This window comes from Brevundimonas sp. 'scallop' (assembly GCF_011045535.1).
Lineage (GTDB): Bacteria > Pseudomonadota > Alphaproteobacteria > Caulobacterales > Caulobacteraceae > Brevundimonas > Brevundimonas vesicularis.
In genome coordinates this window covers 759,135-779,290 of sequence record NZ_CP039382.1, presented here as the reverse complement: position 1 = coordinate 779,290, position 20,156 = coordinate 759,135, and the positions used below count along the sequence as shown (strand labels likewise).

Below are 20,156 nucleotides of genomic sequence, written 5' to 3'. Positions count from 1 at the left end.
CAAATCCGGTCTAGGCCTTGGTCATGAAACTCGCCTCGCTCAAGCACGGCCGCGACGGCCGCCTCGTTGTCGTCTCTCAGGACCTAAACTGGTTCACCGACGCCTTCCTGATCGCCCCGACGCTGCAGGCGGCGCTGGATGACTGGGACCGCTGCGGCCCTCGCCTCGAGGCCTTGGCCGAAAGCCTGGAGCATGAGGCCGTGCCGCGCGGCCGCTTCCATGAGCGCGACGCCGCCTCCCCCCTGCCCCGCGCCTATCAGTGGGCGGACGGCTCGGCCTATGTGAATCACGTCGAACTGGTGCGTAAGGCGCGCGGCGCCGACATGCCCGAGAGCTTCTGGACCGACCCGCTGATGTATCAGGGCGGCTCCGACAGCTTCCTGCCGCCGCGCGATCCGATTCCGCTGGCCGACGAGGCCTGGGGCTGCGACCTGGAGGCCGAGATCGTGGTCGTCGTCGGCGATGTGCCCCAAGGCGCGACGCGCGATCAGGCGCTCGACGCCATTCGCCTGGTCGGCCTGGTCAACGACGTGAGCCTGCGCAATCTGATCCCTGCCGAACTGGCCAAGGGCTTCGGCTTCGTCCAGTCCAAGCCCGCCAGCGCCCTGTCGCCGGTCTTGGTCACACCCGATGCGCTGGGCGACCAATGGAAGGACGGCAAGCTGCACGGCGCCCTGTCGGTGCAGCTGAATGGCGAGGACTTCGGCAAGGCCGATGCCGGCGTCGACATGACCTTCGACTTCGGAACCCTGATCGCCCATCTGGCCAAGACCCGCTCGCTGGGCGCCGGGACCATCATCGGCTCGGGCACGGTGTCGAACAAGGACGCCGACGGCGGCCCCGGCAAGCCGGTTTCGGAAGGCGGCCTGGGCTACTCCTGCATCGCCGAGGTCCGCACGGTCGAGACGATCCTGCGCGGCGCGGCCGACACGCCCTTCCTGAAACACGGCGACACGGTGCGCATCGAGATGCTGGACGAGCGTCATCATTCGATCTTCGGCGCCATCGAACAGACCGTAGCGCCGCTATCCAGCGCGGATTGACGCCGCTAGGGTGCTGAGAGCGGTCTCGGGGGAGGCCGCATCCGGTCTTTGGGGAGAGACGACGTGCCGCCTGAAAAACTGATCCCGCTGCTCATGATCCCGATCATGCTGGTGGTCGTGCTGCTGAAGAACCGTCGGAAGCGGGTACTGAAGCCGCAACTGCTGTGGGTCATGCCGGCCATCGTCCTGCCGCTGATCGGCCTGGGGCTATGGGGCACGGCCCAGAACCCGAACATGGCCCATGCGCCGTTCGGTCCCGACGCCTGGGCGGTGCTGGCCATCGGCGGGATCTTGGGCGGCGTCGCCGGCTGGTATCGCGGCAAGACCGTCACCATCGAAAAGGAGCCGGACGGCTCCCTGATGGCCCAGGCCTCGCCGCTGGGTCTGATCCTGCTGGTCGTGCTGTTCGCCGGCCGGTCGCTGCTGCGCGACCTGATCGAAAGCCATGCCGCCGCCTGGCACCTGAACGCCCTGGCCGTCACTGACGCCTTCCTGGTCTTCGCCATGGGCCTGATCGTGATGCAGCGTGTCGAAATGTACATCCGCGCACGCCGCATCCAGTCCGGCGGCACGGACAGCCATGTGGAAGTCGTCGCATGAAGAACGCCGTAGTCGCTCTCGCTGTCGCCTTGTCGGCCGGCTCAGCCGTCTCGCAGGATGCGCCGAACACCGGCGAAGACTGGGATCTGGTCAAGGACGCCCGAAAGAAATCGACAATCGCTTACGTCACGACCACGCCGGGCCTGTCGATCGCGACTCGCTGCATGGACGGCGCCTATTCGGCGCTGCTGTTCGGGTTGCCGGAGGTGGCGCGCCGGACGAAAACGCGCCCGATCACAATCATCTTTCGAGACGAAGAAGCCAAGGAATGGCGCTGGAACGTCACGACCGATCGTGCGGGCGCCGTCGCCGATTTTCCAGCCCCCTTTGCCCGCGAACTTCGCCAAGGCGGACGCATTCAGATCATCGTGCCCGATGGCGGCGGCGCGGGTCGAAACCTCCGCTATGATCTGGAACTCCCTGCGTCCGGTTCGGCGATCGACGAAACCCTGACGGCCTGCGGCCGCCCGCTTGTCGACCCTCGCGACCAGGAACTCGACGCCATCTCCGAGGAAGGTCTGCAGGTTGGAATGCGATGGGCGCGTCAGATTCGTCCGCGCTATCCCGCCACCAACTATTCGGAGGGTTTCGCCGTCGCCACATGCGTCGCCCAGCCTGACGGTCGCTTGCGCGACTGCGTCATCGAAACCGAACATCCCGCCGATGGTCGTTTCGGCGAAGCGGTGCTTAAGGCGGCCCGTGACGCCACCGTCGCCTATGACGGCGACCAACCGACCGCGCCGCGCATGATGGCCTTCCGCGTCAACTTCATCATGCAGTGACACAAAGGCTGGACCCGCCTCATCCCTCTGTGGCATGAGGCGGTCCTTCCGCTGCGGGCGTGGTGGAATTGGTAGACGCGCTGGACTCAAAATCCAGTTCCGAAAGGAGTGCCGGTTCGACCCCGGCCGCCCGCACCATTCTTCGTCGGTTCAGCCCAGCTGCCGGTGGAAGAAGTCCGTCACATCGGCCAGCACCGTCGCCTTCTTGCGGAACAGGGGCGAGAAGGTTGCGATCAGGTCGGCGTGGTCCAGACCTGGATAGAGCTTAGCCTCCGAGCGCCCGCCCACCGCGCGCATCCGCTGATCCAGAATGACCGTGTCCTCGTCGTGGACCACCGTGTCGGCCGTGCCGTGGCCCAGCCAGATCGGCGGGGCGTCGGCGCGGACGAAGGTCACGGGCTGGGTCAGGGTCGGATCCGGCGCACGGCCGAAGGCGTTCTGCGACGCCGCCACGTCGAACGGCAGGAAGTCGTACGGGCCCGCGAGACCTGCCGCCGCCTTGATCAGATCGGGACGGCCGACGGCAGCCATATAGCGTCGGTCCAAGGCGATCATCATCGCCAGATGCGCGCCCGCCGAATGGCCCAGCACGCCAAGCCGCGCCGGATCGCCGCCGTACTGACCCACCACCTGCGCCGCCTTGCCCGTTGCGGCGGCCGCGTCGTCGATGAAGGCCGGGAAGACGACTTGGGGGACGATGCGGTAGTCCGGCAGGGCGACCACGAACCCGCGCGCCGCCAAGGCTTGCGCCGCCCAGCCATATTGGCTGCGCGAGCCCGAATCCCAGCCGCCGCCATAGAAGAAGACCAGGGTCGGATAGGGGCCAGGCGCGGTCGGCGCATAGAGATCCATCTGCTGGCGCGGATCGTCGCCATAGGGAATGTCGCGCGCGACGCGTCGCACGCCGCCGTCCCTCGGTCCCAGGGTGTTCAGCAGGCTCAGAGGCGAGCAGGCGGCGGCGAGAAGCCCAAGGGCAGGCGCGAACAGTCCACGGCGTGTCATGCAAAAGGCTCCATCACCCACAATACGCTCGGATCGCCGGATCGGTCGTCATCAACGCTCAGCGGGCGTTGGCGATCAGCCGGCCGCAGTCGGCGTCTTCGGCCAGCCCAGGATCGACGAAGGCGAACAGGGCCGTCACCGGCGCCACGACCGCGCCCAGCAGGCCCGCGAGACCGCCCTGCGACACCACCGAACCGACATCGACCCCAACCTTGGGCGCGGTCAGGGGGCCCGAGACTGTGATCGGCGCCCACAGGCGCAACAGTCGCGGCTTCTTGGATTCGCCCTCGATCCGCAGGTTCATCGTCTCGGCGCCCAGGTTGATGCTGCCCTTGCCCTGGGCCAGGACCACATCGGTGTCGATGACGAAGGTGCGGGCCGTCGCCGTACCGCCGCTGACGTTGAAATCGGCGACGGCGCAGCGAATCTGGCTTTCGGATTGGTCTCCGCTCAGCAGCTTCAGCAGCCCGGCGCTGGCGTTGATGCCGAGCAGTTCGGCGAAGGCCGCCCGCATCTTGCCGTTCGGCACCACCAGGCTGAGCGAGCCTTTCGATGCGGCGGCGAAATCGTGGATCGAGGCGCCCGGCCCCTCCAGCTTCGCCCGGCCCAGCGCCCTGCCGGTGACGGGCGCCGAGCCGTTGCGGGCCGGGATGATGGACTCCAGCGGATAGCCGGCCAAACGCAGATCGACCGTGCTGTAGGGGGTGTCCTTGGTCGCATCGATCCGTGCCGTGCCGTTCAGTGCGCCGCGATTGAAGTCGAAGCTGATCGGATCCAGCTTCAGGATGCCGTCCTTCAGGTCGGCGCCCAGGTTCACCTGACGCACGTCGAAGGCGTTCGCCTTCACCGATCCGGCCCGATAGGACAGGGTACCGTCCATGGTCTGCAGCCGCTCGGTCTGCAGCTTGGCGTCCGGCAGCAGCTTGCCGCCGACCAAGACCGGCGCCTCGGTATCGGTGCCCGCCGCATTGGTCCGGGTCCGCGCGCCCAGGACAGCGGCCAGGTCGTCGATGTCCAGACGACGCGAGGTCAGGTCGGCGTCGACGCGCAGACGCTGGCCCGACTGGACCTTGACCTCGCCCGACAGATCGGACGCGCCGACACGTCCGTCGAAATCCTTGAAGGTCCAAATCCGCCGATCGCGGTTCAGCGCGCCCGACAGCCGGTAGGGCGGCGTATTGGGCAGGGCGACGCCGGTCAGCAGATAGAGGTCCGACATATTGCGTCCTTGGATCGTCATGGTCGCGTCGAACCGCCCCAGATCGAACGGTCGGGTGATCGCCCCCTTGGCGACCAGGGACGAGTCCGCGCCGGTCACATCGGCCTCGAACCGATAGGGACGGTCGCGCCGGATGTTGATGAACGGGCCGCCCTCGATCCTGACGGTCATGGGCGCGCCGCGCACATCGCCGCGCCCGTCCAGCACGAAACCGGCCTGGCCGCTGGACGCCTCGCGCGCATTGACCGCCGCCTCCAGCGTCAGTCCGCGCCTCTGTTCCTCGAAGGTCAGCCGCCCGTCCTTGATGACCAGTTGCTGGATGACCGGCAGATTCAGCCCTTCGCCATTGTCAGGTTTGTTGGGATTCAACTGCCAGCTCTTGCGGCCGTCCTTGGTGGAGATCAGCACGACTCGCGGCCGGGTGAAGCTCAGCAGGGGCATCTCAACCTGACCGGCCAGCAGCTTTCGAAGGCGCACCGAGGCCTGGACCTCATCGACGTCGGCCGTGTCGCGATCGCGCGCCCAATCGGGGCCGCCGATCTTAAGCCCCCGCACCACGGCGGACGGCGTCCAGCTGAACAGATTGACGTCCAGATCGCCGGTCAGGGCGATTTCGCGATCGTATTTGACCGAGGCCCAGCGGCCGATGGGCCCGCGCAGCATGTTCCAATCGAACAAGGCCAGGAAAAGAACGATGGCCGCCACGAGCACCAGCACCACGCCCGCCGCCCATTTTTCCGCCGCCCCCGGTCGTCGAGCCGCGGCATAGACGGGATCGTTGTCGCGCACCCAGTTGCGCCAAGTGCGCAAACGCGCCCCGGCCGGCGCCCACGCCCGCTGGTTCAGGTCGGCCCGAAAAGTGCGCCAATTCCGTGGGTTCGACAATCGCTCGTCTCCGTCAGCCAGAGGAAACGCGCCAGCCCCGGTTTGGCGCCGCAAGGTCAGCTTGTCGTCGATCTGACGCGAAGTTGTCGCATAATCTTTACAAATGACAGGATTGGCGCATAATTCATCAGAGTCCTGATCTTAATTCAGGCGGTGGAGGATTGCCGATGACCCGTTTTCTGACCCCCGCCCTGATCGCCGCGGCCCTGGCGGCCGCAACGACGCCGGTGATGGCGCAAAGTCCGCGCCCGGCCGAGCGCGCGGCCGTGCTGCAAACCGTCAGGGTATGCGGAACCGATGTGGCCTCACGCACGGCCTATCAGCGCGACCATGGCGCGACGCCGAGCTTTGTCACGGCTCAACAGGCGGTCGCCGCCTATCAGTCGGGCCAGCGCTGGGCCGCGCCGCGCTGCATGACCGCGCATCAGTATGACCGCCTGGCCGGCGCGCCGATGCAGCGCGCGGCGCTCTGATCCTGAATAAACGGGCATGAAGAAGGGGCGCGGTCGTTGGACCGCGCCCCTTTTTGTCGTCCGGATGGACGCCTGTTACTGCGTCGGCGTCAGATATTTGTTCAGCCAGCCGAAAACCTCATTGTGCCATTGCAGGCTGTTGGCCGGCTTCAGCACCCAGTGGTTCTCGTTGGGGAAGACGATCAGGCGGCTGTCGATGCCGCGCCGTTGCAGGGCGGTGAAGGTCGACAGGCCCTGGGCGGTCGGGATGCGGAAGTCGCGGTCGCCCTGAACCACCAGCATCGGCGTCTTCCAGTTATCGACGTGGTTGGCCGGGTTGAACTTCTGATAGCCCTCGGGCTTGTCCCACGGCGTGCCGCCGTATTCCCACTCGGTGAACCACAGTTCTTCGGTGGAATAGCCCATGCCGAAGGTGTCGAAGACGCCGTCGTGGTTGACCAGGCATTTGAATTCATTGGACCAGTTGCCGGCGATCCAGTTGATCATATAGCCGCCATACGACGCGCCCAGCGCACAGGCGTTGTCGCCGTCCAGGAAGCTGTACTTCTGTTGAGCCGCCGCCCAGCCCTTCTGCAGGTCTTCCAGCGGGCGGTCGCCCCAGTGTTGGCTGATCGCGTCGGTAAAGGCCTGGCCGTAGCCCGTCGAGCCGTGGAAATCGATCATCACCACCGCATAGCCCGCGCCCGCGTAGGTCTCGGGGTTCCAGCGATAGGACCAGCCGTCCCCGAACGAACCCTGCGGCCCGCCGTGGATCAGGAAGGCGACCGGATATTTGCGGCCCTCGACGTAGCCGGCCGGCTTGATGACATAGCCGTGGACCGTCTCGTTGTTCCAGCCGGCGAAACTGAACTGCTCATACTCGCCGAACTGTTTGGCGGCGAAGGCGGGGTTGGACTGCGTCAGACGACGCGGCATTTCGCGGCCCAGATAGGTCTTGAAATACAGGTCGCCCGGCTCGCGCAGGCTGTCCTGGGCGAAGACGAAGCCCGTGGGCGTCTGCTGGAAGCCCGAGACGTGGCCTGCGCCCGTGATCGGCGTAACCACGCCGTTGCGCGTGTCCACCGAAAACAGCTTGGTCGAGCCGACGTCGCCCGCCGTCGTGTACAGCGTCTGGCCGTCGCGCGACCATTGCAGCGTATCGGCCGAGCGATCCCAGTTCGAGGCGATCTCGCGCTTCTGGCCCGTTTCGACGTCCATCAGCACGATCTGGTAGCGGTCGGCCTCAAAGCCCGGCCGCGCCATGGCGCGATAGGCCAGGGTCCGTCCGTCCGGCGAGAAGACCGGGCCGGTGTCCCAGGCGTCGTTGCCGTCGGTCAGGTTGGTGAAGGTGCCGTCGCCCGACAGGCCGTTGGTCTTCCACAGGTCGAAGTTGGTGCTCCACGGCTCGGTCTGACCGGCGAGACGCGCAGAGAAGACCACGGCGTCGCCAGCCGGCGTGAAGACGAACTCGCTTTCGTCGCCGAAGGGCTTGGAGGGCGTGTCGCCGTCAAAGCCCTTGGTGATCCAGGTCGGTGTGCCCGTAGCCTTGCCGTCGCGGCCGATCGACTGGACGAACAGGTGGTTCTGGGTGTGGTCGTTCCAGGTGTCCCAGTGACGCACGAACATGCGGTCATAGACCTGGCCCGTCGTTTTCTGCTCGGCGATGGCCTTGCCCTGTTGGACCGAGGCGTTCAGGTCGGCCGCGTTCGGATAAACGGCCAGCGACACCGCCACCTTGTCGCCCGACGGGCTGATCCGATAGGCGTTCACGTCGGTGGGCAGGTTCGTCACCTGAACCGGCGCCGACGTGGGCGAGGCCACGCGCCAGACCTGGCTCGCGCCAGACTTGCCCGACAGGAAGTACAGATTGCCGTCCCCGCCCCAGCGCGCGGTGTTGGCGCCCTGATCCGAGATGGCCAGGCGGCGCGGGGCCGTGTCCGGCGCGTTCAGGTCCAGGATCCACAGGCTGCTGGCGCGGCGGTTGGCCTCCACGTCCGTCGTCGTGACCGAATAGACGACGTAGCGGCCGTCCGGCGACACCTGCGGATCGCCCAGCCGGTTGGCCGAGATCATATCCTTGTAGGTGAAGGTGTCAGGCGTCGCGGGCGCGGCCGGAACCGGCGCGGGCGGCACCTGGGCCAGGGCAGGCGCGGCGCTCATCAGCGCAACAGCCGCGCAGGCGGCGGACAGAAGGGAACGGTGACGCATCAAGATCTTCCTCGCGAAGCTTTCTGGCCGCGAGGCGTAGCACCCTGCCAAGGCGCGTCAATGGGTCGCTCAGCCCGCCGGCGCCGTATAGCGGCCCACCCAATCCAGGATTTCCTGCTGCCAGTCGACCCAGGTGCGAGGTTTCAGCACCCAGTGGTTCTCGTCCGGCACATGGACGAAGCGGCTAGGCACGCCCTGACGCTGAAGCGCCGAGAAGGTCGCCAGCCCCTGCTCCATCGGCACGCGGAAGTCTTTGGAGCCATGCAGCACCAGCATCGGCGTCTTCCAATCGCCAGCGTAAGTCTCAGGATTGAAGGCGTCATACACGGCCTTGCGCTCCCAGCTTGGTCCTCCGAACTCCCAGATGAAGTTGCCGATATCCATGGCGTTCATCAGCTGCGGCACGTCGAACACCCCGGCGTGGTTGACCAGGCAGCGCCACGGCCCGTTCCACTTTCCGGCGATCATATTGACCATATAGCCGCCGTAGGAGGCGCCCAGCGCGCAGGCCCGGTCGCCGTCGATCCACGGATTGCTCGACAGCGCCGCCGCCCAGCCCTTCTCCAGATCCTCCAGCGGCCGGTCGCCCCAGTGATCGTTGATCGCGTCGGTGAAGGCCTGGCCGTAACCGGGCGAGCCGTGGAAGTTGATCATCACCACAGCATAGCCGGCGGCCGTATAGACCTGCGGATTCCAACGGTAGGACCAGTTTTCGGTCCAAGGCGATTTCGGCCCGCCGTGGATCAGATAGACCGCCGGATAGCGCCGACCTTCGACCGCGCCCGCCGGCTTGAACACCCAGCCCTGCACCGGCTCATTGTTCCAGCCGGCGAAGGTGAAGGCCTCGCCCTTGGGCAGGTCCAGCTGCGCCAGCACCTCGGCGTTCTGGCGGCTGATCTGGCGGGGTTCGCCGCGCGTCTGCACAAAGATCTGGGTCGGGGCGACGAAGCTTTCGTGGGCGTAGGCCAAGACCCCGACCTTCTCCTCATAGGCGCCGACCGTGCCGTTTCCGGTCAGGGGCGTGATCCGGCCGGTGCGGGCGTCGACCGAGAACAGCCGATTCTGGCCCTCGTCCGCCGCCGAGACCAGCAGCGACCGGCCATCGGTGCGCCATTGCAGGCCGCCCGCGCCGCGATCCCAGTCGGTCAGCTTCCTCGCGCCGGAGCCATCGGCGTTCGCTACCCAGACCGCCGCCTGATCCCCGCCGACGTTCTCGCGCGGCGCCGATAGCCAGGCCAGTTGGCGACCGTTCAGAGAGAAGACCGGATTGCCGTCCGACCCCTTGTTCGTCTCGGTCAGATTGACCGGCGTCCCGCCCTCGAGGCTGACGCGGAACACGTCGCTGTTATTGGTGAAGGGTTCGCCCGCCCCTTGCGTCTGCGTGCCGTAGACCAGGGTGCGGCCGTCCGGCGAAATGTCGAAGCTGGAATCGCCGGCCGAGACATCGGCGTCCAGGCCCGCCATCAGATCGCGCGGTTCGCCGCCACTCAAACCCGACCCGTTCAGCGGCTGGACGAACAGATGGGTGCGGCGCGTATCGACCCAGTGGTCGAAGTCGCGCAGCGGCAGACGGTCATAGGACTGGAGCGTCGATTTACCCCGAGCATCCAGCCGCGTCTTGGTGCAGGCCAGGGTGTCGCAATCGACGAAGACCGAGACGGCCAAGACCAGCGACCTGCCATCCGGCGCGATGCGGAAGCCCGACACGTCGAAAGGCAGAGTCGTCACCTGGGCCGCCGCCATGCCGGCCGCATCCGTGCGCCAGACCTGGTTCGACCCGCCCCGCGACGACAGGAAATAGATGGCCCCGCCGTCCGGCGCCCAGCGCGCGCCCGAGGCGCCGCCTTCCGAGATCGCCAACTTGCGCGGCTCGCCGCCCGACACGTCCGCCAGCCACAGGCCGTTGACGCCCTTGTTGCCCTCCCAGTCGGTGGTGCGCACGGCGTAGAGGATTTGGCGGCCGTCCGGCGAGACGCGCGGCTCGCTGACCCGCTCCATCATCGCCAGATCCTTCAGCGACAGGCCGCGCGGCTGAGCTTGGGGCTGGGCTGCCGGCGACTCTGCAGCGGCAGGCGCCGTCTGCTGGGCGAAGCTCGGCGCAGCGGCCAGGATCAGGCTTCCAAAGGCGACCGCCGCCATCCAGCGTGAACGCGTCATGTCTTCATCCCCCACAGCTTTTCGACAGTGATAGGGGCCGCCCGTCCGATCGCCAAGCGTCCACGACGCCGCGCATCTTGCCCCCTCCGACCGAACCGGCGACAAGCGATCTTTCATGACCGCCGCCACCCTTCCCGCCCGCCGTCAGCCCCACATCGTCGATGTGCTGATCGCCGAACGCGCGCCGCGCCTGACCAGTTCGCCGCTGTGGCCGGTCGTGCGGCCGGCGCTTTACGGCGTGCTAGGCTATGGGGCGGCGGTGCGAATGGCCGACGCCATCCGCGACCTGTCGGGGACCGAGACCTTCGATTTTGTCTCGGACCTGCTGAGGCTGAAGGTTACGACGACGAATCTGGAGCGCCTGCCCGCGACCGGCCGTTGCGTCGTCGTCTGCAACCACCCCACCGGCATCGCCGACGGGGTCGCCGTGTTCGACGCGATCAAGCAGCGGCGCACAGACATGATCTTCTTCGCCAACGCCGACGCCATCCGCGTCTCGCCCCGGCTGGACGAGACCATCATCCCCGTCGAGTGGGTCCACGACAAACGCACCCGCGAAAAGACCCGCGCCACGCTGAATGCCGCCAAGGAGGCGTTCGAGGCCGAACGCTGCGTCGTCATGTTCCCCGCCGGCCGTCTGGCGCGCGAGAAGAACGGCGTCCTGACCGATCCCGAATGGGCCCCGACCGCCGCCTCCATGGCGCGTAAATACGGTGCGCCGGTCGTGCCCATGCATGTCACAGGCCCCTACAGCCGGCTGTTTCACCTGTTCGACAAGGTCTCGCAGGAGTTGCGCGACGTGACCCTGTTCCATGAGTTGCTGAACAAGGAAGGCAAGCTGTTCGGCGTCGATGTCGGCCTGCCCATTCCCGCAGACCGGCTGGACGCGGACGCGGCCAAGGCCACCGAGGCGCTGAAAACCTTCACCGAGCGCACCCTGGCCGCCGATCCTGATGCGGTGTTTCCATGAAGATCGCCCTGCCCGACGCCGAGGCCACCACCGCCCTGGGCCAGGCCATCGCCCCCCTGCTGGCGGCGGGCGACAGTCTGCTGCTCTACGGTCCGCTGGGCATGGGCAAGTCGACCCTGGCGCGCGGCCTGATCCGCGCCCTGACCACGCCGGACGAGGACGTGCCCAGCCCGACCTTCACCCTGGTCCAGTTCTACGAAAGCGACCCGCCAGTCGCCCATTTCGACCTCTATCGCCTGACCCGACCGGAAGAGGCATTCGAGATCGGCCTGGATGAGGCGCTGGACGAGGGGTGCGCCGTCATCGAATGGCCCGAACGGCTGGGTGAGGAACCGGGCCAATTCCTGGGGCCTGACCAACTGATCATCGAAATCTCCGAACAGGGCGAAGGCCGCCTTGCGACCGTTTCCGGCGTAGGCCGATGGGAAACGGGGCTGAAGGATCTACATGTCTGACCGCGAAACCCTCCGTCTTGACTTCCTGAAGGCCGCCGGCCTGGCCGACGCCGTGCGCGCCCCCCTGCCCGGCGACGCCTCGACGCGGCGGTATGAGCGGCTAACGCCGACGACCGGTCCGACCTTGATGCTGATGGATCAGGCGCCCGCCGCCGAAAGCCGGCCGTGCGATCCGCGCTGGACGCCCGAGCAGCGTCACGCCGCCGGCTGGAACGCCGTCGCCCGCCTGTCCGCCGGCCGGATCGAGGCCTTCGCCGCCGTCGCCGCCCATCTGAAATCTCTGGGCCTGTCCGCCCCCGAAATCCCTTCGCTGGACGCCGCCAACGGCCTGGCCGTGCTGGAGGATTTCGGCGACGACCTGTTCGCCCGCGTGATCGAGAGCGGCGCCGACGAGACGCCGCTTTATCTGGCCGCCATCGAGGCCCTGGCCGTTCTGCACGAGGCCGGCGCTCCGCCCGAAACCCTGCACGGTCCCGGCGGCGACTGGCCGCTTCTGACCTATGACGATACGGCGCTTCAGGGCGGGGCCGATCTGTTCGTAGACTGGCTGCCGAGGCTCGACGACCGCGTCCGCTTCGACGCCGTCGCCGTCGCCGACTGGCGCGCCGCCTGGGCGCCGATCGTCGCCTCGGGCGCGGCCGGGGCCTCGGTCATGGCTCACCGCGATTATCACGCCGAGAACCTGATCTGGCTGCCCCAGCGCGACGGCGCCGCCCGCGTCGGCATGATCGACTTTCAGGACGCGGTGCGCGCCCACCCGTCGTGGGACCTGCACTCCCTGCTTCAGGACGCCCGCCGCGACGTCTCGCCGGCGCTGGAGGTCGAGGCGCTGGACCGCTATTTCGCGCTGCGGCCCGGCATCGACCGCGCCGCCTTCATGGCCGACTACGCCGGCCTCGCCGGCCTGAACGAGGCGCGGATCATCGGCATCTTCGCACGGCTGATCGCGCGCGACGGCAAGCCGCGATACCGCCAGTTCCTGCCGCGCATGTGGCGACACCTGAACGCCAATCTGGACCAGCCGGCCCTGGCGCCCGTCGCCCGCTGGTTCGACCGTCACGTTCCTGCCGAGGTGCGCGCATGACCGCTCCAAAGACGGCCCCCAAGACCGCAATGGTGCTCGCCGCCGGCCTGGGCACGCGCATGCGCCCCCTGACCGACGACCGACCCAAGGCCTTGGTCGAGGTCCATGGTCGCGCCCTGATCGACCATGTGCTGGACCGTCTGGCGGACGCCGGCGTCGAAAAGGCGGTAGTGAATGTCCACTGGTTCGCCGACCGACTGGAAGCGCATCTCGCGGCGCGCGGGCGCGGCCCCGAAGTCGTGATTTCCGACGAACGCGCCGAACTGCTGGAGACCGGCGGCGGGCTGAAGAAGGCTCACGCCCTGCTGGGCGAGGAGCCCGTCTTCGTCGCCAATATCGACAGCGTCTGGATCGACCGAGGCGGTGCGTTGGCCGATCTGGTCCGTCTGTGGAACCCAGAGACGATGGACGCCGCCCTGCTGCTGGCCCGCCGCGAAGGCTCCATCGGCTTCGAGGGCGACGGCGATTTCTTCATGGCCGACGACGGAAAGCTAACCTTCCGCGGCGACGGCCCTTCCGCGCCGTTCGCCTATATGGGCGTCCACATCACCCGCCCCGGCTATGCCGATCACGGCCCCGACGGCCCCTTCTCCCTCAGCCCCCTTTGGCGCCAGTCCGCCGCTGAGGGACGTCTGTTCGGCTGCGTCCTGGACGGCGATTGGATGCACGTCGGCGACCCGCAGGCGCGCGATGAGGCCGAGGCGAAACTGGCGGGAGACGCGTGAGCCTGTTCGATCCCTTCCTGGGCGACACGCCGCGCTGGTATGCCATCCCCGCGCACCGGCCATTCCTTGAGGATTTAGCCGCCGGGGTGCTGGCCTGGCTGGGCGATCTGCCGCCCGAAACCCTGTCGGACGCGACCATCCTGCTGCCCAACCGCCGGGCCGCGCGCGCCTTCACCGGCGCCCTGTCCAAGCTGTCGCAGGGTCGCCCCATCCTGCTGCCTCAGGTGCGGCCGCTGGGCGATCTTGAGGAGGACGAGCCGCCGTTTACGCCCGGCGCCCTGGGTCTGGACCTGCCGCCCGCCATCCCCGCCCTGACGCGCCGGTTCGAGATGGCGCGGATGATCGTCGAACAGTTCGATGCATCCCTGAGCCCGATGCGTGCATTGGACCTCGCCGACGCGCTGGGCGGCTTCCTCGATTCCTGCCAACTGGAAGAGATTCAGAACCCCGAGCGGATCGCCACATTGGTCGACGGCGAAATGGCCGAACACTGGGAACGGTCGGCCGAGTTTCTGGGTCTGGCGGTCGAGGCCTGGCCCAAGCGTCTGGCCGAACTGGGTTTGGTCGATCCGGCCTGGCGTCGCGCGACCCTGCTGCGCCGCCTCGCCGAGCTGTGGGACCGCGAGCCGCCGCGCCAGCCCGTCATCGCCGCCGGTTCGACCGGCACCGTCCCCGCCGCCGGCGACGTGCTGAAGGCCGTGGCGCGGGCGCCGCTGGGCTGCGTCGTCCTGCCTGGCCTCGACCTGGATCTGGACGCGGGCGTCTGGAACCAGCTGGACGAACAGCATCCGCAAAGTGCGATGAAGCGGCTGCTGGACCGCTGCGAGATCGCGCGCGAGAGCGTCCGCCCCTGGTTCCGTCCCGCCGTTCCTCCGGCCCGCGAGGCGCGCGGACTGGCGCGCCAGCGGCTGGTCAACGAGGCCCTGCGTCCCGCCGAGGCGACCGACGACTGGCGCCGCGCCATCCGCGACATCCGCTTGGCGGCCGTTGCCCGCAAGGAGGCGCGTGATCCGATCGCCGAGGGCTTGCAGGGCCTTTCCCATCTGTCCGTCCGCGCCGAGGAAGAGGCCGCCGCCGCCATCGCCCTGATGATGCGCGAGACGCTGGAGACACCCGGAAAGACCTGCGCCCTGATCACGCCGGATCAGGCCCTGGGCCGCCGCGTCACCGCCCGGCTGGAGCGTTGGGGCGTCATCCCCGATTCGTCCGCCGGCGCCCCCCTTTCGCGGCTGCCCGCCGGCGCCCTGATCGATCTGTGCGCCCGCTGGATCGCCGATCCGGTCCAGCCCCATCTACTGCTCGCCGTCGTCAAACATCCGCTGGTCCGGTTCGACCTGGGCGACACCTTTCAAGCGGCAGCCGTCGTCGCGCTGGAGGAACACGCCCTGCGCGGCCCCCGCCCACGCGACTTCGCCGCCATCCATCGCCGCCTGCTGGAGGCGGTACAGCCCGACCGGCGCGGCAAGGCGCCGCCCGAATGGAAACAGGCCCGGCTGTCGGCCGCGACCCGTCTGGTCGATCAGCTTCAGGCCGCCATCGAGGCCGCGACCGCCGTCTTCGCGCCCGATGCGGATCTAGACGTCGCCGCCTCGGCCCTGACCCGGCTGATCGAAACCTTAGCCGGCCAGAACGCCTGGGCCGGCCCCGACGGCGAGGCCGCCGCCGCCCTGTTGTCCGGCCTGATCGAGGGCGGGGCCTCGTTGGGCCGTATCCGCCGCGCGGAACTGGCCGAACTGGTCACGTCCCTGGTCAAGGAAAACGTCGTGCGCACCGGCGGGGCCACCCATCCGTCGCTGCGGATTCTGGGGGCCATCGAGGCGCGTCTGGTCAGGGCGGACCGTATGATCCTCGCCGGGCTGGAGGAAGGTGTGTGGCCCCAGGCGGCGCCGACCGACCCCTTCCTGTCGCGCCCGATGCGAAAGGCGCTGGGCCTGCCCCCGCCCGAGCGCCGCCTGGGCCAGACGGCGCAGGACTTTGTCCAGGCCGCCTGCGCCGATGAAGTCATCCTGATCCACAGCGAGCGGCGCGGCGGCCAGCCCGCCGTCCGCTCGCGCTGGCTGTGGCGGCTGGAGATGCTGACGCGCGGCGCGAACGCTGTCGAAACACCCGTCGCAATCGCCCGCCCGGCGGCCGTCATCGATTGGGCCCGCGCCTTGGACGCACCGCCGCCCGGCCCACCCCAGTTCGCCAAACGGCCCGAGCCGCGCCCGCCCGTGCATCGCCGTCCGCGCAGCCTGTTCGTCACCCGCATCGAACGCTGGGTGCGCGACCCCTACGCCATCTACGCCCTGTGGGTGCTGGGGCTGGAGGCGATGGAGCGGCCCGGCGCGTCTGCCGAAGCGCTGGCTCGGGGCAACGCCGTCCACGCCGCCATCGAACGGCTGACGCTGGACTGGCCGAACGACCTGCCTGACGACTGCGAGGCCATCCTGCACGACCATCTGCTGCGCGAACTGGGCGCGCGCGGGTTCGAGGATGCGGCCATGGCCCGCGAGGCGCCGCTGGCCCGCAACTGCGCCCGCTGGCTGACAGAGTTCGAGCGCCGACGCCGCGCGCGCGGCGTCGACATCATGGTCGAACAGCAGGGGACCATGACCTTCGACGCCCCCGCCGGCCCCTTCACCGTCAAGGCTTTCGCCGACCGGATCGAGCTGGCGTCCGACGGCGCGGCGGTCATGGACTTCAAGACCGGGGCGGCGCCGTCCGCCAAACAGGTCAAGTCCGGCTTCGCGCCGCAGCTCACCCTGACCGCCGCCATCCTGGCCGACGGCGGGTTCAAGGACACCAACGGCCCGGTCACGCCCGACGAACTGACCTATGTCCGCGTGGTCGGGCGAAAGACGGCGGGCGAAGTCGTCACCCGCGCTTCGGGCTCTGAGGCCGCCGATTTAGCGCAGGCTGCGCTTGACGGCCTGAAGCGCCGCGTCGCCCGGTTCGACAACGAGAACACGCCTTACGTCTCCTGGGCCGCGCCTCAGTTTATGGGCAACCAAGGCGGCAACTACGATCATCTGGCCCGCGTCTGGGAATGGTCTGTGATCGGCGATGGGGACGAAGAATGAGCATCGCCCCCCAGATCGTCGCCGCCGACCCGCGCCTGACCGTCTTCGTCACCGCCAACGCCGGTTCGGGCAAGACAACCACCCTGGTCAACCGGGTGGCGCGGCTGCTGCTGGATCAGGTCGATCCCGGCGCCATCCTATGCGTCACCTACACCAAGGCCGCCGCCGCCGAGATGCAGGCCCGGCTGTTCGACCAGCTGGGCGGCTGGGCCGTGCTGGACGACGCCGCACTGTCGCGCGAACTGGCCCGGCTGGACGACGGCGACCCGCAGGCGATGGATCACGCCGCCCTGTCCCGCGCGCGCAAGCTGTTCGCCCGCGCGCTGGAGACGCCGGGCGGGCTGAAGATCCAGACCATCCACGCCTTCTGCGAAAAGCTGCTGCGGCGGTTCCCGCTGGAGGCTGGGGTCTCGCCCCGCTTCACTGTGCTGGAAGACCAGGCCGCGACCGCCCTCAGCCACGCCGCGCGCGAAGACCTGGCCCGCGCCGCCGTCGCCGATCCGGACGGCCCCATCGGCCAGGCCTACAGCCATTTCGCCGTCGAACTGGACTGGCAGCGGTTCCAGGCCCTGCTGTCGATGATCGAGGCCAGGCGCGCCGACCTGCTGGACTATATCGACCGCGCCGAGGCCGGAACCGCGCCCGATCCCTGGGCCCTGACCGGCGCCGAGCGCGATCGCAGCCCGGAGGAGCTGGAGCGAGACTTCGTCGCCTTCATCGATCCCGGCGAATGGAACCGCATGGCCGAGGCCATGGAAACCGGCTCGGCCAATGACAAGAAGATCGCCGACGCCATGAGCGTCGCCGCCCCGCCTTACGCCGAGTTCGCGGCCCTGGTCGGGGTCTTCTGCACCCAGGCGGGCGAACCGCGTAAGAGCATGGGCACAAAGTCGGCGCCGCAAGGCGCGGTCGGTTGGCTGCTGGACCTTCAGACCAAGTTCCTCGCCACGCGCGAGGCTCTGCGCAAGGCCAAGGTCGCCGACGATACGGTCAAGGTCCTGACCCTGGCCCGCGCTCATGCCGCCCTCTACGAAGCCGCCAAGGCCCAGCGCGGGGCGTTGGACTTTCCCGACTTGGTCGCGCGCGCCGCCGCCCTGCTGACCGAAAGCGGGGCCGCCGCCTGGGTGCTTTACAAGCTGGACGGCGGGGTCGATCACGTTCTGATCGATGAAGCCCAGGACACCGCCCCCGAACAATGGGCCATCGTCCGCGCCCTGACCGGCGAGTTCTACTCTGGCGAAAAGTCCGGCCGCACCGTCTTCGCCGTCGGCGACGAGAAACAGTCGATCTATTCCTTCCAGGGCGCCCGCCCCGAACGGCTGCGTCAGGAACGTGGCGCCTTCCTCGCTCTGGCCGAGGGCGCCGGCGAGCCCTTCGCCGGGCCGGAACTGAACACCTCCTATCGCTCCACCGAAGAGGTGCTGGCCTTCGTCGACGCCGTCTTCGCCGATCCCGACCGCACCCGCGCCCTGACCGGCCCGCAGGGCGATATCGCCCGACACCTGCCCGCCCGCATCGGCCAGCACGGCGCCATCGACCTGTGGCCCCTGTTCCTGGACGAGCCCGCGCCCGAAACCGACGCCTGGGATGATCCGGTTGATCAGGAGAGCGCCGGCAGCGCTCGCAAGCGCCTGGCCCGCGACCTGGCCCGCGAGATCCGCCGTCAGGTCGAGAGCGGCGTCGCCGTCTTCGATCGCAGCACACGCGACCTGCGCCCCGCCGGCTATGGCGACTACATCGTCCTGGTCCGACGTCGCGACGCGACCTTCGAAGAGATCATCCGCGCGCTGAAGACCGAAGGTGTGCCAGTCGCCGGGGCGGACCGGCTGAAATTGTCCAGCCATATCGTTTTCGACGACCTGATCTCGCTGGCGCGTTTCGCCCGCTTCCCCGACGACGACCTGTCCCTGGCAGAGGTGCTGCGCAGCCCGCTGTGCGATGTGGACGAGGACGGCCTTTATGCGCTGGCCGGACGCGAAGACCGCAAGGCCGGCCAGCTGTGGCGCGACCTGCGCGACCGGGCGCACGAACGCCCTGAATGGGCCCGCGCCCGTGATGCGTTGCAGGCCGCCATCGGCGCGCGCGGCGGCGATCCTTTCGCCTTCTTCTCTCAGGCCCTGAACCGCGTGGACGATACGGGGCGGTCCGGCCGCGCCCGCATCCTGGCCCGTCTGGGGCGCGAGGCGGAAGAAGCCATCGACGAGACCCTGAACCAGGTGCTGGCCGCCGAAAATCGTGGCGCGATCGATTTGGAGACCTGCCTGGCGCAGTTGGAGGCCGCCGACGTCGAGGTGAAGCGCGAACTGGAAGGCGCGCGCGGCGAGGTCCGCGTCATGACCGTCCACGGCGCCAAGGGGCTGGAGGCGCCCACCGTCATCCTGCCCGACACGACCATGAAGGCGAAGGCGCAAGGTCCGTCCCTGATGCCTGCGGTCACGCCGGAGGGCGAAGGCGAGGCCTGGCTGATGGCCCCCAGCTCGGCGAAGGACGACTGTCCGGCCTCGGCCGACGCCCGCGCCGCGCGCCAGGCCCGCACCGACGACGAAACCCTGCGCCTGCTCTATGTCGCCCTGACCCGCGCGCGGGACCGCGTCATCGTCATGGGTCGCGCCTCAAGCCGAGGCGCCGAAGCCGGCAGCTGGTGGTCGATCCTCTCGGAAACCTTCGATCGCCTGGGCGATCAGGTGCGCGAAGTCGACAACGGCGTGCGTCGCTATGGCGTCGATCCCGAGTGTCGCCCGGTCGCCACCGATGAAGTGCGGTCCGTCGCCGTCCTGCCCGCCTGGGCCGCCTCGCCGCCGCCGGCGGACGCCGCCGCCCGCTTCGCCTCGCCGTCGCGGATGGAGGGCGGCGCGATCCGGATCCCCGCCCCTTCGCCCCTGGCCCGCAGCGCGGCAGGCGGGGCATCGCTGGGCCGATTCCGGCGCGGCGACCTGATCCACCGTTTGCTGGAACGCCTGCCCGAGATCGCGACCACCGACCGCCCCGACGCCGCCCGGCGCCTGCTGGCCCGCGAGACCGATCTGGACGAGGTCCAGCGCGCCGAGATGATCGCAGCCGCCTTCTCTGTGCTGAACGACGCCCGCTTCGCCCCGGTCTTCGGTCCCGGCTCCCGCGCCGAGGTCGCCCTGACGGGATCTGCGCCCGACCTGCCGCCCGGCGTCGCCATCAACGGCCGCATCGACCGGCTGGTGGTCACGCCTGAGAAGGTTCTGGTCGTCGATTACAAGACCAACCGCCCTGCGCCAGACGCCGTCGAGGCGGTCGATCCCGCCTATGTGCTGCAGGCCGCCGTCTATGTCGCCGTGCTGAAACGCCTCTATCCCGACCGCCCGGTCGAGGCCGCGCTGGTCTGGACCGACGGACCCAAGCTGATGCCCATTCCCGAGACCCTGCTGGCGGCGGCGCTCGCGGGCAGTTGAATTGCCCGCGATTCGCTCCCACATCTGCGGCTGAACCCGGACGCTCCGGCCAACATCAACCTGCGCTCAAGTAGCGAGGCGCCGCGCGCC

General features: G+C 68.7%; 14 protein-coding genes and 1 tRNA gene. 11 read left to right on the top strand and 4 right to left on the bottom strand.

The genetic code is table 11. The annotated features are described in order from the left end of the window. The first annotated feature begins 23 nt into the window (after nt 1–23). The 4 genes from E4341_RS03820 to E4341_RS03805 all read left to right on the top strand — a co-directional run bounded on the left by E4341_RS03820 (nt 24) and on the right by E4341_RS03805 (nt 2,563). Nucleotides 24–1,043 carry a fumarylacetoacetate hydrolase family protein gene (locus tag E4341_RS03820; protein WP_165115288.1) on the top strand — a complete coding sequence of 340 codons (1,020 nt, stop codon included), beginning with the start codon at nt 24–26 and terminating at the stop codon, nt 1,041–1,043. Nucleotides 1,044–1,106: 63 nt separating this feature from the next. Next, nucleotides 1,107–1,643 (top strand): CcdC protein domain-containing protein, encoded by a 537-nt coding sequence (locus E4341_RS03815; protein WP_165115286.1) that lies wholly within the window; start codon nt 1,107–1,109, stop codon nt 1,641–1,643. Beyond that, nucleotides 1,640–2,425: a hypothetical protein gene (locus tag E4341_RS03810; RefSeq protein ID WP_165115284.1), complete on the top strand. Its 786-nt coding sequence runs from the start codon at nt 1,640–1,642 to the stop codon at nt 2,423–2,425. Before E4341_RS03815 ends, E4341_RS03810 begins: the two co-directional genes overlap by 4 nt. A 53-nt stretch (nt 2,426–2,478) precedes the next feature. Beyond that, a tRNA-Leu gene (locus E4341_RS03805) sits at nt 2,479–2,563 on the top strand. Between the two features lie 12 nt (nt 2,564–2,575). On the opposite strand, the gene E4341_RS03800 is transcribed toward E4341_RS03805, so the two are convergent. Together E4341_RS03800 and E4341_RS03795 are read right to left on the bottom strand one after the other, a co-directional pair. Beyond that, nucleotides 2,576–3,427 carry an alpha/beta hydrolase gene (locus E4341_RS03800; RefSeq protein ID WP_165115282.1) on the bottom strand — a complete coding sequence of 284 codons (852 nt, stop codon included), beginning with the start codon at nt 3,425–3,427 and terminating at the stop codon, nt 2,576–2,578. A 58-nt stretch (nt 3,428–3,485) separates the two neighbouring features. Then, the gene (locus E4341_RS03795; RefSeq protein WP_240893610.1) at nt 3,486–5,435 is read right to left on the bottom strand and encodes an AsmA family protein; all 1,950 of its coding nucleotides are present in this window, start codon (nt 5,433–5,435) and stop codon (nt 3,486–3,488) included. A 263-nt stretch (nt 5,436–5,698) separates the two neighbouring features. Between E4341_RS03795 and E4341_RS03790 the strand changes: the two genes are divergently transcribed. Further along, nucleotides 5,699–6,004 carry a hypothetical protein gene (locus tag E4341_RS03790; protein WP_165115278.1) on the top strand — a complete coding sequence of 102 codons (306 nt, stop codon included), beginning with the start codon at nt 5,699–5,701 and terminating at the stop codon, nt 6,002–6,004. Nucleotides 6,005–6,079: 75 nt separating this feature from the next. Here E4341_RS03790 and E4341_RS03785 read toward each other — a convergent pair whose 3' ends face one another. Both E4341_RS03785 and E4341_RS03780 read right to left on the bottom strand, forming a co-directional pair. Continuing rightward, nucleotides 6,080–8,191: a S9 family peptidase gene (locus E4341_RS03785; protein WP_165115276.1), complete on the bottom strand. Its 2,112-nt coding sequence runs from the start codon at nt 8,189–8,191 to the stop codon at nt 6,080–6,082. 69 nt (nt 8,192–8,260) lie between these two features. Further along, on the bottom strand, nt 8,261–10,348 hold the full coding sequence (locus tag E4341_RS03780; RefSeq protein ID WP_165115274.1) for a S9 family peptidase: 2,088 nt from the start codon (nt 10,346–10,348) through the stop codon (nt 8,261–8,263). A gap of 115 nt (nt 10,349–10,463) precedes the next feature. On the opposite strand from E4341_RS03780, the gene E4341_RS03775 reads away from it, so the two are divergent. Genes E4341_RS03775 through addA form a run of 6 tightly spaced genes read left to right on the top strand, consistent with a single transcriptional unit; the run spans nt 10,464 to nt 20,066 of the window. After that, the gene (locus E4341_RS03775; RefSeq protein WP_165115273.1) at nt 10,464–11,318 is read left to right on the top strand and encodes a GNAT family N-acetyltransferase; all 855 of its coding nucleotides are present in this window, start codon (nt 10,464–10,466) and stop codon (nt 11,316–11,318) included. After that, nucleotides 11,315–11,773: a tRNA (adenosine(37)-N6)-threonylcarbamoyltransferase complex ATPase subunit type 1 TsaE gene (gene tsaE, locus E4341_RS03770; protein ID WP_165115271.1), complete on the top strand. Its 459-nt coding sequence runs from the start codon at nt 11,315–11,317 to the stop codon at nt 11,771–11,773. Before E4341_RS03775 ends, tsaE begins: the two co-directional genes overlap by 4 nt. Further along, entirely contained in the window at nt 11,766–12,857 is a 1,092-nt protein-coding gene (gene amgK, locus E4341_RS03765; RefSeq protein ID WP_165115262.1) for an N-acetylmuramate/N-acetylglucosamine kinase AmgK, read from the top strand. The genes tsaE and amgK overlap by 8 nt, the downstream gene beginning before the upstream one ends. 29 nt (nt 12,858–12,886) lie before the next feature. After that, nucleotides 12,887–13,582, top strand: a complete 696-nt coding sequence (gene murU / locus E4341_RS03760; RefSeq protein WP_165118542.1) for an N-acetylmuramate alpha-1-phosphate uridylyltransferase MurU — start codon at nt 12,887–12,889, stop codon at nt 13,580–13,582. Next, nucleotides 13,579–16,644, top strand: coding sequence for a double-strand break repair protein AddB (addB, locus tag E4341_RS03755; protein ID WP_165115260.1), 3,066 nt, complete (start codon nt 13,579–13,581; stop codon nt 16,642–16,644). Before murU ends, addB begins: the two co-directional genes overlap by 4 nt. Further along, nucleotides 16,641–20,066 carry a double-strand break repair helicase AddA gene (addA, locus tag E4341_RS03750; RefSeq protein WP_165115258.1) on the top strand — a complete coding sequence of 1,142 codons (3,426 nt, stop codon included), beginning with the start codon at nt 16,641–16,643 and terminating at the stop codon, nt 20,064–20,066. The genes addB and addA overlap by 4 nt, the downstream gene beginning before the upstream one ends. The last annotated feature ends 90 nt before the right edge of the window (nt 20,067–20,156 follow it).

Coding starts and splice junctions, on each gene's coding strand:
- murU (WP_165118542.1), top strand. CDS start 12,887: ATGGTGCTCGCCGCCGGCCTGGGCACGCGCATGCGCCCCCTGACCGAC.
- E4341_RS03775 (WP_165115273.1), top strand. CDS start 10,464: ATGACCGCCGCCACCCTTCCCGCCCGCCGTCAGCCCCACATCGTCGAT.
- E4341_RS03800 (WP_165115282.1), bottom strand. CDS start 3,427: ATGACACGCCGTGGACTGTTCGCGCCTGCCCTTGGGCTTCTCGCCGCC.
- amgK (WP_165115262.1), top strand. CDS start 11,766: ATGTCTGACCGCGAAACCCTCCGTCTTGACTTCCTGAAGGCCGCCGGC.
- E4341_RS03785 (WP_165115276.1), bottom strand. CDS start 8,191: ATGCGTCACCGTTCCCTTCTGTCCGCCGCCTGCGCGGCTGTTGCGCTG.
- addA (WP_165115258.1), top strand. CDS start 16,641: ATGAGCATCGCCCCCCAGATCGTCGCCGCCGACCCGCGCCTGACCGTC.
- E4341_RS03790 (WP_165115278.1), top strand. CDS start 5,699: ATGACCCGTTTTCTGACCCCCGCCCTGATCGCCGCGGCCCTGGCGGCC.
- E4341_RS03820 (WP_165115288.1), top strand. CDS start 24: ATGAAACTCGCCTCGCTCAAGCACGGCCGCGACGGCCGCCTCGTTGTC.
- E4341_RS03780 (WP_165115274.1), bottom strand. CDS start 10,348: ATGACGCGTTCACGCTGGATGGCGGCGGTCGCCTTTGGAAGCCTGATC.
- E4341_RS03810 (WP_165115284.1), top strand. CDS start 1,640: ATGAAGAACGCCGTAGTCGCTCTCGCTGTCGCCTTGTCGGCCGGCTCA.
- tsaE (WP_165115271.1), top strand. CDS start 11,315: ATGAAGATCGCCCTGCCCGACGCCGAGGCCACCACCGCCCTGGGCCAG.